Source organism: Streptomyces sp. NPDC004542, assembly GCF_040610035.1.
Classification (GTDB): Bacteria; Actinomycetota; Actinomycetes; order Streptomycetales; family Streptomycetaceae; genus Streptomyces.
This window is the reverse complement of record NZ_JBEXLP010000006.1, coordinates 44,708-57,515: the sequence shown is the minus strand read 5'-3', so window position 1 is coordinate 57,515 and position 12,808 is coordinate 44,708. Positions and strand designations below refer to the sequence as shown.

Annotated in this window: 10 protein-coding genes and 1 pseudogene; 6 read left to right on the top strand and 5 right to left on the bottom strand. The window is 70.4% G+C overall.

The features are described 5' to 3' along the window. The first annotated feature begins 68 nt into the window (after positions 1-68). Positions 69-752, top strand: coding sequence for an HNH endonuclease family protein (locus ABZX30_RS05710; RefSeq protein WP_355929512.1), 684 nt, complete (start codon positions 69-71; stop codon positions 750-752). Between the two features lie 66 nt (positions 753-818). Beyond that, positions 819-1,949: a DUF6183 family protein gene (locus ABZX30_RS05705; RefSeq protein ID WP_355929254.1), complete on the top strand. Its 1,131-nt coding sequence runs from the start codon at positions 819-821 to the stop codon at positions 1,947-1,949. Positions 1,950-2,065: 116 nt separating this feature from the next. On the opposite strand, the gene ABZX30_RS05700 is transcribed toward ABZX30_RS05705, so the two are convergent. From ABZX30_RS05700 to ABZX30_RS05690, 3 genes are all read right to left on the bottom strand, one after another. Beyond that, a complete protein-coding gene (locus tag ABZX30_RS05700; RefSeq protein WP_355929252.1) occupies positions 2,066-2,665 on the bottom strand; it encodes a DUF6262 family protein in 600 nt (199 codons plus the stop codon). Then, on the bottom strand, positions 2,662-4,713 hold the full coding sequence (locus ABZX30_RS05695) for a site-specific integrase (RefSeq protein WP_355929250.1): 2,052 nt from the start codon (positions 4,711-4,713) through the stop codon (positions 2,662-2,664). The genes ABZX30_RS05700 and ABZX30_RS05695 overlap by 4 nt, the downstream gene beginning before the upstream one ends. 149 nt (positions 4,714-4,862) lie before the next feature. Next, a complete protein-coding gene (locus tag ABZX30_RS05690) occupies positions 4,863-5,993 on the bottom strand; it encodes a tyrosine-type recombinase/integrase (protein WP_355929247.1) in 1,131 nt (376 codons plus the stop codon). Between the two features lie 122 nt (positions 5,994-6,115). Here ABZX30_RS05690 and ABZX30_RS05685 point away from each other — a divergent pair. Continuing rightward, a pseudogene (locus ABZX30_RS05685) lies at positions 6,116-6,538 on the top strand (HNH endonuclease family protein); the annotation flags it as partial. A gap of 60 nt (positions 6,539-6,598) precedes the next feature. Here the strand turns inward: ABZX30_RS05685 and ABZX30_RS05680 are convergent. Then, positions 6,599-7,345 (bottom strand): hypothetical protein, encoded by a 747-nt coding sequence (locus ABZX30_RS05680; RefSeq protein WP_355929244.1) that lies wholly within the window; start codon positions 7,343-7,345, stop codon positions 6,599-6,601. Positions 7,346-7,485: 140 nt separating this feature from the next. Continuing rightward, on the bottom strand, positions 7,486-8,202 hold the full coding sequence (locus ABZX30_RS05675) for a hypothetical protein (protein ID WP_355929241.1): 717 nt from the start codon (positions 8,200-8,202) through the stop codon (positions 7,486-7,488). Between the two features lie 185 nt (positions 8,203-8,387). Between ABZX30_RS05675 and ABZX30_RS05670 the strand changes: the two genes are divergently transcribed. The 3 genes from ABZX30_RS05670 to ABZX30_RS05660 all read left to right on the top strand — a co-directional run bounded on the left by ABZX30_RS05670 (position 8,388) and on the right by ABZX30_RS05660 (position 12,770). Beyond that, positions 8,388-10,493 carry an N-6 DNA methylase gene (locus tag ABZX30_RS05670; RefSeq protein ID WP_355929238.1) on the top strand — a complete coding sequence of 702 codons (2,106 nt, stop codon included), beginning with the start codon at positions 8,388-8,390 and terminating at the stop codon, positions 10,491-10,493. A gap of 115 nt (positions 10,494-10,608) precedes the next feature. Beyond that, positions 10,609-11,238 carry a hypothetical protein gene (locus ABZX30_RS05665; protein WP_355929235.1) on the top strand — a complete coding sequence of 210 codons (630 nt, stop codon included), beginning with the start codon at positions 10,609-10,611 and terminating at the stop codon, positions 11,236-11,238. A gap of 38 nt (positions 11,239-11,276) precedes the next feature. Further along, positions 11,277-12,770: a serine/threonine-protein kinase gene (locus ABZX30_RS05660; RefSeq protein ID WP_355929509.1), complete on the top strand. Its 1,494-nt coding sequence runs from the start codon at positions 11,277-11,279 to the stop codon at positions 12,768-12,770. The last annotated feature ends 38 nt before the right edge of the window (positions 12,771-12,808 follow it).

Below are 12,808 nucleotides of genomic sequence, written 5' to 3'. Positions count from 1 at the left end.
GTACGCGCGGGAAGAGGGTCGTCCTTACGGTCACCGTCGCCGTCACGCTCGTCGCAGGCTGTGATGGTATGGAGCCGGGCGGAAGCTCCGGCGGATCCGGACCGGACGCCGCTGCCGGGCGGGCGGCGAGCCCGCTGACGAATCCGGACGGAACGAAGCCGGGGCTCGGCGCGCTCACGTCGGAGGCGGACAAGGCGAAGGCGCGCAAACTCGTCGAAGAACTCACAGTCAAGGGGCGTGGTCCGAAGACGGGCTACGAACGGGACAAGTTCGGCTATGCGTGGATGGACACGGCGGATGGGGTGCCGCTGGCGAGGAACGGTTGTGACACCCGGAACGACTTGCTGAAACTTCATGGACGGGACGTCGAGTTCCGTAAGGGCTCCGACTGCGTGGTCGTGTCGATGGACCTGTACGACCCGTACACCGGCAAGGACATCGCCTGGAAGAAGGCCAAGGCCACCGAGGTACAGATAGACCACGTAGTGCCGTTGTCGTACGCCTGGCAGATGGGTGCCTCGCGTTGGAGCAAGGAGAAGAGGCAGCAACTGGCCAACGACGTGCTGAATCTTCTGCCGGTCTCGGGCTCCACGAACTCCGCCAAACGCGATTCGGGTCCAGCGTCCTGGCTGCCGCCGAACAAGTCGATCCGGTGCTCGTACGCGGTCCGTTTCGCACAGGTTGCGGAAAAGTACGAGCTCCCGGTGACGGCCCCGGACAAGAGGATGATGCTTGAGCAGTGCGGGGGCTGAGAGGGCTGTGGTGACCTGGGGAAATACTGTCGCTTTCGCGCTGCGTGACGCATAGGTTCCATTGCCGTGGCTGACCGCAGACAGAAGATCGTGACGCAGTTGCCGGGCCTGAAGAGCGTCACCGACGTGTGGAAGACGGCTGACCGCAGTCTCGGGCGGGGAGACGCCGCTTTCGTCGCGGACCTCGCTATCGCGCTCGCCGGGGCTTACGCCTCTGACGCCGGGCGGATATGGCAGTACAGGAGCGTCTTCGACTACCTGCTCCGGCTGCTGGCCACCACGCCCGATCCCGGCAACGTCGCCCAAGCACTGCGGCTGGTTTCTTCCGCGGAGGCCGCTGACAGGAAGCTGGACCGCTATACCGCCTCCCTGCTGGTCTCCAGCCAACCGACCGAGGAGCTCGCAGTGGCGTTCACTGGACACGCCACTGAGGAACTTCGGGCGTGCCTGGTCTATGAGCTGGTGCTCAGAGGCGTCGACGTCACGGAGTCACCGGGGATCGCCGGGTGGGCGACCTCGCCGCACTGGAGGCATCATCCTCTGGGTTGGCTGCCGTTGGCGCTGTTGGAGCTGGAAGGCCGGCCGGATCTGCCGAGCTACAGCGCGCGCGGTGGCAGCCACTCGATGCCGTACGGGCCGCCGGCGAACCGTGAGGTGCCGCGTGATGACCGGGCGCCCGTGCCGCCGGTCGAGGAGACGACGACCGAAGCCATTGCCAAGGCCACCGGTGTTGCTGTGACGAACTGGGCCGAGGAGTCGAACGGCCGGATCGAAGCACGAGTCTTCGATCTGGCAGCTCCTCTGGAAGCCGAGTCGGTTCCGAGGATGATGTTGGCACTCGGGCTGAAGTGCTTGGAGGGTGCGGGGGCGAAGAAGGCCGCCCTGTCGGTTGCGGCCTGCCCGCCGGAGCACCCATGGCGGGTTCTCTTCGCCGCCGCGTCCACGGGCGGTGCCTACAACTCCGGGGCCCGTGGTGCCTACGGCCGGCTGGCCGCCTGGCAGTCCGTGGCCGGCCTCTCCGGTACGGCGCAGGGCTGCCTCGTGGAAGAGGTCGAGGCGAGTGCACGGGCATGCGCTTGGTATGCCTTCGGCGCCGACACCAAGTGGTTCGAGCGTGTGGCCTGGGACATCGGCCTCGTCGCGGTATCTCCAGAACGTCGGCGGCTGGCGATGCTGGCCGCGACGGACACCGACTGAGCGCGGTCCTGACCGGTGCGTGGGGTCAAGTCCTGGCCACTTCGCCGGCCTTCCTCGCGGCTGTCCGGAAGACGGCATGAAAGTCGGACGGCCGCGAGTGGGCGGTATCGCCAGGGCTATGGGGACGGAACGGCCCGCATGGCACGGCGAAGACCGGCTCGCGCGGCGGTGAGGTCGTCCTCCGCCTCACGCAGTTGGCCCTCCAGGGCGGCGATCCGATCCCTGGCCTCTGACAGCGCTTGCTCCAGCGCGGTATTCCGCTGCTCGATCTGCTGTACCCGCTCGATCAGCTCGTGCTGGTTCACGCCCTCCAACTCGGCGCCGAGAGAGAGCCTGACCCGGTTACGGAGCCGATCGCGCTCCTTCTTGAGGTCCTTGATCTCTTCGCGGGCCAGTGCAAGGTCCGTCCGCAACCCGGCCGGAGACACCTGGGACGCTTCTGGAGTGTGGGAGTTCTGACGACCTCGCGTTCGCTGGGCGGTGATGCCGTCCTGAACGGCCTGGTGCACCTGAGGCTGGTTGTAGACGAACCACGTGGACACCGAGGCCTCCCGTGCCACTTGGGCGACGGTAATCCGTTGCCCCGAGCGGAGAAGGGCATCCACGGCGTCGAGTGCACGCCTCGTCTTTTCTTCGCTGTCCTTGGCGCGGCTGACGCGCAGCCGCTCGATCCGAGCGTTCCGGTCGTTGCCGCTGGAAGCAGCAGGGATCTTCATTCCGAGCTCCGTGTCGTCAGCGACTGCAGGGGGACGAAGGCCGCTGCCGAACGTGCCTTGCGCAGCTCGCGTGAGGCGGATTCGACGGCTGCCCGCTCCTCGGCGGGCAGCGCGTCCAGCTTCCGCCGCATCTCGTCGGCCGACTTCGAGTAGGCGCGGATCTGGTCGTCGAGATTGCGCACGACCCAGTCGGCGGCCTCCATGGCCAGGGCGGCCTCCTTGTCGGCCCGCAGGTCCGCGATCTGCTGTTCCAGGGCGGGGAGGTAGGAGGGATCGGGCCGGTAGAAGTCGCATCCGGCGCACTGGAAGCGGATGCGGCAGTGCCCGCCGCCGGCCTTGACGTTGCTCGGCTCGGTGCAGCCGCCATAGGGAACCCCGACGCTTTCCACCTCGTAGGCGAGGGGGCCGCTGAACCCGCGGGCGGCTCCGTGCCGGTCGACGGCGAGTGCCGCGACCGTGCGCACGGCCTCCTGCTTTCGGCTGAGGGAAACCTTGTAGTAGCCCATGGTGACGTCCAGTGAACGATGGTCCATGAGTTCCCGTAGGACGTCGGGGCGGGTGCCCGCGTCCGCATGGCGTTGGGCGTACGCGTGGCGGAAGCCGTACGGGACGATCTGGGTGCGGTCGTAGGCGAGCAGGGCGCCGTCCTCGTCGAGACGGTCGTCCACAAGGTCAGGGATCAGTTCGTCGACCCAGTTCCGGAAGATCCGGTTGCAGAAATGAGAGGCGTTCAGATGCCCGCGGCGTGGACGATTGCGCTGTCCTGGAGAGGGAAACAGCCACTGGGCGCAAGCCGGTACGGCCGGTAGCGCATCGAGCTCCTTCTGCCAGGCTTCGATCAGTTGGGCGGTGCTCTCCGAGATGGGCAGACGACGGCCGTGTCGTCGCCGCTTGTGGTTGTCGTAGATCAGCGTCGGTTTGCCGTCGACCCGCTCCAGGCAGTCGCGGCGCAGGCTGGTGACTTCGCCTGGACGCCGGCCGGTGTCCCGGAGGACCGCGTAGACCACCTGATACATCCGCGCGAAGTCGGCGGCCGTCCAGCCGCCGCTCGTGTACCCCGTCGAGGTGCCCAGCAGACCCAGGTGTGTGTTGGGTTGGGCGATGATGTGCTCGGGGATCGCACGGCCGAGATCGTCCTCGGTCACCTCCACGGCGGCGATGCTGTGGAAGCGGGGGTTGAGCGCGAAGCCGCCGGGCACGTGATCCATCATCCCGGCCTGGCGGGCGTAATCCAGGAACGTGCGCCAGTGACGGAGCAGGGCTCTGCGGTGGCTGGTGGAGTAGTCGTGACCGTCCTCAGGCCGCTTGGTGATCCGGAACAGGTCCACTACGGCGTTCATGTCAGTCATGGCGAGGCGCTCCGGCTCATCCCCGTGGGGGCGGCCTGCCAGCGCGGCGGACGCGATGGTCGCGGCGTAGACGGTCTGCCGCAGGTCCATGACGTTGGGGCGTGCCGTGCGGCCGTACTCCTTGACCAGTTCCCGCAGCCAACGCTGCCGTACCGGACGGAAGTCGATCTCGCCGTGGACAGCGGCGTACTTGCGACCGCGTCCGGCCGTCAGCCCGATGAGAGCGCACTCCCATATGTCGCCCGAGGTCGGATCGGTGCCTTCGAACTCGACGCGTGCGCGTCGGACGTGCAGGAGAACACCGTTCAGGACGCCGGAGGCCGCAGCCGGAAGCCCGGAGGAGAAGGAGGCGTCCAGGTCAAGGAGCGAGCCGAGTCCGGAGGGGAGGCCGGCCACAATGCGGCGCACTCGCTGGGGGACCAGACTGATCCCGGCGTCGTCGCGCTGCTGGAGCCCATAGAGGAGCTCCTGGCGGACCGGCGGGCTCACACCGGCGAGCGAGAACTGGGAGACGCCGGGCATCGCACCGTTCGCGGAGGTGTTGGGTCTGCGGCGGGACGGATCCGGGGTGTGCGTGGTGTCGAAGTCCGTAGGGTTCCCCAGGAGGTATCGGGCTTTCCGGCAGGCGTCGCACCGGGAACCGTTGCTCGCCACATGGGTGGTGCAGGAGGCCACGGAGCAGACGAACACGCTGGTCATCGGGTTACCGGGATCGGCAGTGAACAGTGCCTGAACGGGGTCCCACTCATCTGCCCGCCAGCTCGACGGAATGCGCGCCGCGAGCCATGACGGCCACTCCGGTTCAGCGGAGACGGAGGCGACGACAGCCGAGCGGAGAGGTGCAACGGTCATCGCAGCAGCTCCGAGGTGAGGCTGTCGACGGCCGCGACGGCTGCGCGGAGATCCTCGTCCTGGGCGTGCAGGTATACGGCGGTGCTAGCCGAGGAGGCGTGGCCCAGGAGCGTCTGTACGACGTCCGGAGCAACCCCGTTACGGATCCAGCGGGTGGCGGCAGTGTGCCGCATCATGTGCGGCCGGGCGGTCAGACCGCAGCGCCTCCCGATCCGTTCGACCACTTGCTTGGCGTTGGAATACGACAGGGGGCGTCCCGCGTGGACGCCGACGAGGTTGACGAAGACGTAGTCACAGTCGGCGGAGCCGGCCGCCTGTTCACGCTCAGCGAGGTGATCGCGATACCGATGCACCACCTCTGGCGTCAGCGGAACCATGCGAGGGCGCCCGGCTTTGGCCCGTGCCCCGTTGACGTTGTCCTGTCGTGGCCTGACGTGCAAGTGCGCGCCACCGGTCGGGCAGCCGAGGTGGGTGGAGTCGGGGAGCAGATGCATGTCCTCGCGCCGCAGTCCGAGGGCTTCGCCGATGCGGAGGCCTGCCTCCAGGAGGACGGTCAGCAGCAGCCGGTCACGGGCGGTGCGAGCGGCGTCGAGGATCTGATCCGTCTGGGCGCGGGTGAGCGTCTGTGGCGCCCGCTCGATCTCCGGCGTCTTCAGGACGCGGGCTTTGACCATCAAGTGCTGGCCGCCCTCGCCGGGATCGAAACCGGCCGGGGCGTGTGCGAGGAAGCGGGGCTCGCTGAGACGCGCGGCGACTTCGTGGGCCACGTGTCCCTGGACGGCGCAGAAGCGGAGGAACTCGCAGACCGCGGTGAGCGTGGCGTTGACCGTCTTGCCGGTCGGAGGCCGCCCGTACCGGGTCGGTGTCCGCTCGACGTGGAACTTGAACAGGCTCATGTCCCCGAGTCGGACGGTCTTCCAGTCGGTGCCCCGCTCTGCGCACCAATTGAGGAAGCGGCCGATTCTGGGGATGTACGCGCGCTGTGTCTGCGGTGACCGCCCGGCTCCGCGCAGGTACAGGGAGAACTCACGGGCTTCGGGGTGGGGCGCGTACGTCTCCTCGTCGACCAGGAGCCAGGTGCTCTCGCCGGTGGTGGGCGAGACGGCCTTCTCTGTGCATAACGTCATGGATCTGCTTCCTGTCTCCGTTGTCACTCATGTGCCTCATGGCATGACTGATAACGGTTAGGGACAGGAGTGGGTTACGGCTGTGCCTCATGTGCATCGCGATTGGGAGAGGGATAGAGATAACGCGGAACGACCTCCTCAAGCGCGACGGCGAGGAAGTCCGCTTCCGGGCCGGCTCCGACTGCGTCGTCACCTCCATGACGCTGCACGACCCGTACACCGGCAAGACCATCGAGTGGACCAAGGCCCACGCCACGAAGGTGCAGATAGACCACGTCATGCCGCTCTCCTACGACTGGCAGATGGGCGCCTCGCGCTGGTCCAAGGGCAAACGTGAGGACATCGCCAACGACCCGCTCAACCTGATCCCCGTGGACGGGCCCGCCAACGGCGCCAAGAGCGACTCGGGTCCGGCCACCTGGCTGCCCCCGAACAAGCGGATCCGCTGCTCCTACGCGGTCCGCTTCGCCCAGGTGTCGCTCAAGTACGACCTGCCCGTCACGACCGCCGACAAGCAGATGATGCTGGAGCAGTGCGGCGGCTGACGGCACCGGGTCCCGGCGCCGCCGTGCGGTGCCGCTGCTGGAGCGGCGCCGGGTCCCGCCTCAGCTGCCCAGCGCGTCCAGGTCGATGATCTTGCCGGCGGGCTTCTTCGCCGGCACCGGCTGGTTGTAGTCGCTGAAGGCGAGGTCCAGCGGCTCCTTGGCGGACGTGCCGTCGACGCGCAGCACGTACGGCTTGCCCTCGGTGGCGACGTAGAGGGTGTAGCGGTCCTTGCCGTCCTTCTCGCGCAGCACGATCGCGGGCGTACCGTCGACGGTGGTCGTCTTGCCGCGGGTGGCGTCCGAGTTGCCCTCCTCGGCGCCGCCGAGCACCGAGTTCAGGTCGCAGAAGTTCGCGATGTCCTTGGCGTCCTGGCCCTTGGCGGCCATCTTGGTCCACTTGCCGGCCAGCATCGCCACGGCCGCGTCGGTGTCCGCCTTGGACTCGCCCTTGCTCTGCGCGCGCAGAAACGCTTCGTCGTACTTCATGTAGACGGTGTCCCCGGTCTTGATCAGGTCGGCCTTGCCCTGGCCGGCCATGCTCATCGTGCCGGCGCACTCGCCCTGCTTGTTCAGGGCCATGTCGATCCGGATGGTGCCGTCGCTGCCGTCGGCGACGTCGCCCTTCATCCGCAGTGACGAGGCTCCGGTGGTGGCCTTCATCGCGCGGTCGGCGATCTCGCCACCGGACAGCCCGGCGAACGGGCCCTTCGGCTTGCTGTCCGCCTTGTCCTGCCCCGGCATGCAGCCGGTGAGTCCGACGGTGGTCGCGGCGGCGAGGGTGAGGACGGCAAGTGCGGTGCGACGCATGGGAATTCCTTGGTGAGAGTGGGTGAACGGTGTGATGTCGGGCGACGGCGAGCGAGGGGGCGGTGACGGGCGGGCGCGGCGCGGCGGCCGGCCGCCGCGCCCCCCGTGCCGTCCCGGTGCGGTACCCGGTGGCGGACGGTTCAGCCGGCCTTCTTCCAGTCCCCGCAGCCGGTGGTCTTGAAGTAGGCGTCGGTGGCCTTGACGGTGACGACGGCGGTGCCGGTCACGTTGTCGTTGGCGATGATGGAGGCGAGGCCGTGCTCGGCGTTCCTGGTGCGCTCCCAGTAGCAGGAGCCGTCGGCGTTGCCGGTGGACCTGTACGTGCCCGGGGCGAGGTCGGTGCCCACCTCGAACATGCCGCCGTCGCCGTCCGCCGTCGAGGCGGGTGACCCCTTCGCCTTCGGGCCGACGGCCTCCCAGTCCGCGCAGCCGCTGGACTTGAAGAGTTTGTCGGTGGCCTTGACGGTGACGTACCCGGTGCCGGTGACGTTGTCGTTGGCCAGCAGCGAGTCCAGCTCGCCCGAGGCGTCCTCGGCCCGCTCCCAGTGGCACATGTCGTCGGTGTTGCCGGTGTTGCCGGTGTTGCCGGTGGTGCGGTAGGTGCCGGGCTTGATGTCCCTGCCGACCCGGAAGTCGCCGTCCCCCTCGAAGGCGGCCTTCTTCGCGGTGGTTCCCGGTCTGTCCGAGTCCTTCTTGCCGCCGGGCTCGTGGTGGGCGGAGGCGGCGGACCCCTTGCTGCCGCTGCCCAGGGCGCCGTCCTTGCCGTCCTTGCGGGTGTTGCCGGCGTTCGCCGACACGACACCGATGACGACGACCCCTACGACAGCGCCCAGCGCGACCTTGCCCTTCATGCCCACGGCAGTCCCCCTCCGAAGTGGCGACCACCTCCGTCCGGCGGCCGCTCGTTCGCCGGGTCAATGAGACCAGACGTTGTGAACCGAGTCAACACAATTCACACGATGAATCATGTACACGGATGTGAATGTGCGGATCATGTGTACGCGGCTATGCTCGGCTCACACGAACGAGGGGAGCGGGGCGGGTGCAGGACAACGCGACAGAAGTGACCGCCGCCGGAATCGCACGGCTCGCCGGCGTCGGCCGCGCCGCCGTCAGCAACTGGCGCCGCCGGCACGCCGACTTCCCCAAGCCCGTCGGCGGCACCGAGACCAGCCCCTCCTTCGCCCTCGCCGAGATCGAGGCCTGGCTGCGCAAGCAGGGCAAACTCGCCGAGGTGCCGCTGCGGGAACGAGTCTGGCAACAGCTCGCCGGACACCCGGGAGGACCGGTCACGGCCCTGGTGCACGCAGGCTGCGTCCTGCTGCTCATCCACGAACGCCCCACCGTCTGGCTGGACGTGAGCGCCGGCTCCGACGCGCGACTGGCCGCGATGCTGCCCGACGCGCTCGAGGAGGTCCTCGTCCCGCGCCTCGGCGTGACGCGGGACCGCCGCGTTCACCAGCGGAGGGACGCGAGCGGCGGGACGGAGGCCGTGAACACCCCCCACCCTGTGAACAGTGCCCCGGCCGTTCACATCCCGGCCGGCTCCGAACTGCTCCCCTCCGCCCCCCTCCTGCGCGGCGCCGCCGAACTCGCCGCCGAACTGGGCGCACGGCAGACCTTCGAGTTCCTGCTGGGACGGCACCTGGACGCCAACCCCCGCCAGTACACCCTCACCCCCGCCGAACTCGCCCGGCTCATGGCCGAGCTCGCCGGCCCCGCCCGCACCGTGCTCGACCCGGCCTGCGGCACCGGCGCCCTTCTGCGCGCCGTCGACGCCCGCCCCGGCCAGGAGCTGTACGCCCAGGACAGCGCCCCCGAACTCGCCGCGCTCACCGCGCTGCGCATCGCGCTGCACGCGCGCGTGACGGTGCGCGCCGCCGTCGGCGACACCCTCCGCGCGGAGGCCTACCCCGGCCTGCGTGCCGAAGCCGTCCTGTGCCACCCGCCGTTCAACGAACGCAACTGGGGACACGACGAACTCGCCTACGACCCCCGCTGGGAGTACGGCTTCCCGGCACGCACCGAGTCCGAGCTCGCCTGGGTGCAGCACGCGCTCGCCCGGCTCCGGGACGGCGGCACCGCCGTGCTGCTGATGCCGCCCGCCGCCGCCTCCCGCCGCTCCGGCCGCCGGATCCGCGCCGACCTGCTGCGCCGGGGCGCGCTGCGCGCCGTGATCGCGCTGCCGGCGGGCGCGGCGCCGCCGTACAGCCTCCCCCTGCACCTGTGGGTGCTGCGCCGCCCGGACCGGACGCCGGCGGAGCCCCGGGTGCTGCTGGCCGACACCGGGCGGTTCGCCACCGAGGGGCGCGGCGGGCCCGACTGGCAGGCCGTGCGGGAGGCGGTCCTCGGCGCCTGGCGGGCCGCCGAGCGCGAGGGAGGGTGCGAGGAACGGCCGGGGCTGGCCCGTTCGGTGCCGGTCATCGAACTCCTCGACGACGACGTGGACCTCGCCCCCGCCCGCCACCTCCCGCCGCCCGCCGCGGCCGACGGCGCGCGGCAGCTCACGGCCGTGCGCGAACGCCTCGGCGAGACACTGCGCCTGGCCGCCGGCCTCACCCCGCCCCCGGCCGGCTCCGCGCGGCCCGCGCGCTGGCCGCTGACCACCGTCGGCGAACTCGCGCGCGGCGGTGCGCTGGTGATGCGCACGGGCGGAAGCGGCGGCCACACGCGCGTGCCCGTCCTCACCGACCACGACGTCCTCGCCGGCACCGCGCCCTCGGGGACGTTCCCCGAAAGCGACGAGGAGGCCGTACTGACGGAGCCGGGCGACGTCGTCGTCCCGGTGCTCGGCGGCGGCTCGGTGGCACGCGTGATCGACGACACGACGGCGGGCGCCGCCCTGGGACGCCACCTCGTCCTGCTGCGCCCCGATCCCGCCGCGCTCGATTCGTGGTTCCTCGCCGGCTTCCTGCGCGGTACCGCCAACAACCGCCAGGCCAGCAGCTACGCGTCCACCGCCACCCGGCTCGACGTGCGCCGCCTCCAGTTGCCCCGGCTCCCGCTCGACGAACAGCGGCGCTACGGCGCCCGGTTCCGGGCCCTCGACGAGTTCGAGCGGGCTCTCAGGCACGCGGGCCGGCTCGGCGAGGAGTTCGTGCGCGGGATGTACGACGGCCTGACGGACGGCACGATGGCGCCCGGCTGAACCGGCCATGTGATCAGCACGACAACGGTTCGGTACAACCAGGGACCGCTTGTCCGTGTCGGCCTATACGCTCAAGGCGACAAGCGCACGCCCTCTTCAGGCAACAGGAGCAGCCATGCAAGGCCACGGCTACGCACAGCCGGTGAAGCAGCCGCCGCACGTCGGGTGGCTGGTCTTCCTGCGTGTGCTGTTCGTGGTGATCGCGTTCTTCAGCTTCGGTTTCTTCGCCTGGGTGATGCTGCTGCGCCTGGCCGTCGTGACGCGCAGGTCGCTGGACTGGGGCCTGTTCGTGGCGGTGCTCGCGGCCGACGTCCTCAGCATCGTGCTGCTGGGCAGCGAGCCCGGCGACGACATCCACACCCCGGGCGGCTATCTGGGCCTCACCCTGCTCCTCGGCGCGCTCGTGGCCGCGGCGGCGTACTACCTGGCCGCGGACATACGCCATTTCCATCGGCTCGACCGCGCCTTCCGGGCGCAGCGGCCCGTGGCGGCGTACGGCTACCCGCAGCCGCAGCCGCAGCCGCAGCCGCAGCCGCCGTTCACCGCGGCGACCGCGCCGCGGACGCCGCAGAGCCCGCACACCCCGCCCCCGATGCCGCACACGCCGCTGCCCCGGCCGCCGATACCCACCCCGCCGCCGCCCCAGCGCCCGGCGCCCGCACGGATCGAGCAGGTGCGCGCGGAGCTGGACGAACTGAGTGACTACCTGCGCCACCACGACGGCAATCCCGAGGGCGGAAGGTGACCGTGGCGCAAGGACGCGTCGTCGCCGGCCGCTACGAGCTGTCCACGCTCATCGGGCAGGGCGGCATGGGCCAGGTGTGGACCGCGTACGACCAGCGGCTCGACCGGCGCGTCGCGGTGAAGCTGCTGCGTCCCGACAAGGTGGCCGGGCAGGAGGCCGACGAGCTGCGCCGCCGGTTCGTGCGCGAGTGCCGGGTGACCGCGCAGGTCGACCACCCGGGGCTGGTGACCGTGCACGACGCGGGCAGTGAGGGCGAGGAGCTGTTCCTCGTCATGCAGTACGTCGACGGCGCCGACCTCTCCGACCACCTCGCCGAGCACGACCCGTACCCGTGGCAGTGGGCGGTCGCGGTGGCCGCGCAGCTGTGCGCCGTGCTGAGCGCCGTGCACGCGGTGCCGATCGTGCACCGCGACCTCAAGCCGCGCAACGTGATGGTGAAGCAGGACGGCACGGTCACCGTCCTCGACCTCGGCGTGGCGTCCGTGATGGACACCGACACCACGCGGCTGACGCACACCGGTTCGCCCATCGGCTCGCCCGCCTACATGGCGCCGGAGCAGGCGATGGGTGGCGCGGTCGGCCCGTACACCGACCTGTACGCGCTCGGTGTGCTGCTGCACGAACTGCTCAGCGGGAACGTCCCGTTCGCGGGCTCGACGGCGCTGGGCGTGCTCCACCGGCACCTGTACGAGCCGCCGCTGCCCGTGCGCCGGCTCCGCCCCGAGGTCCCCGAAGCCCTCGAAGCGCTGGTCCTGCGCCTGCTGGCCAAGGACCCGCAGCACCGGCCGGCCTCCGCGCAGGAGGTGTACGAGCACCTCGCGCTGCTCCTGCCCGCGCGCGGGACACCCACCGGAGCCCCGCTCGACCCGACGCGCCCCTTCCTGCGCCCGCACGCCCCCTGGCCGGACCGCGCGCGCACCCCCGCGCCGCAGCCCGCCCCCGTGGCGCCCGCCCCGCCGGTGACCGAGAAGCCCGATGTCGCCGCCGCCGTCGACGAGGTCAAGCGACTGCTCGGCGAGGGCCGCATCACGCAGGCGGTGGACATACTCGGCGCGATCCTGCCCGCCGCGGCCGAGCAGCACGGCGAGCACTCCCCGGTGGTCCGCACCCTGCGCAAGCAGTACGCGGCCACACTCATGGACGACGGCCAGTACCGGCGCGCGCTGCCCGAACTGCGCCGCCTGGCCGACGAACGCGCCGCCGAGGCCGGCCAGGCCGACCCGCAGTCCCTGCGTTTCCGCTACGAAGCCGCCCAGTGCCTGGAACAGCTGGGCGAACCCGCGGCGGCACTGGCCGAATACCGCGCGCTGCTGCCGTACTACGAGAACCAGTACGTCTCCGGCGACCCGCAGCTCGCCCACGACGTCCGCCGCCGCATCGGTCACCTGCTGCTCGCCCTCGGTGACCGGCCCGCCGCCCACGACACGCTCGCGCGCCTCGTGCTGGACGTGGAGCGCCTGCACGGACCCGGGCACCCGCTGGCCGCCGAGGTCAGGCGGACCCTGCAGTGGCTGGGACAGGTCCGTGGCTAGTCTTTGCCGTTTCCTGGGAGATCCTTGTGATCTTCCTG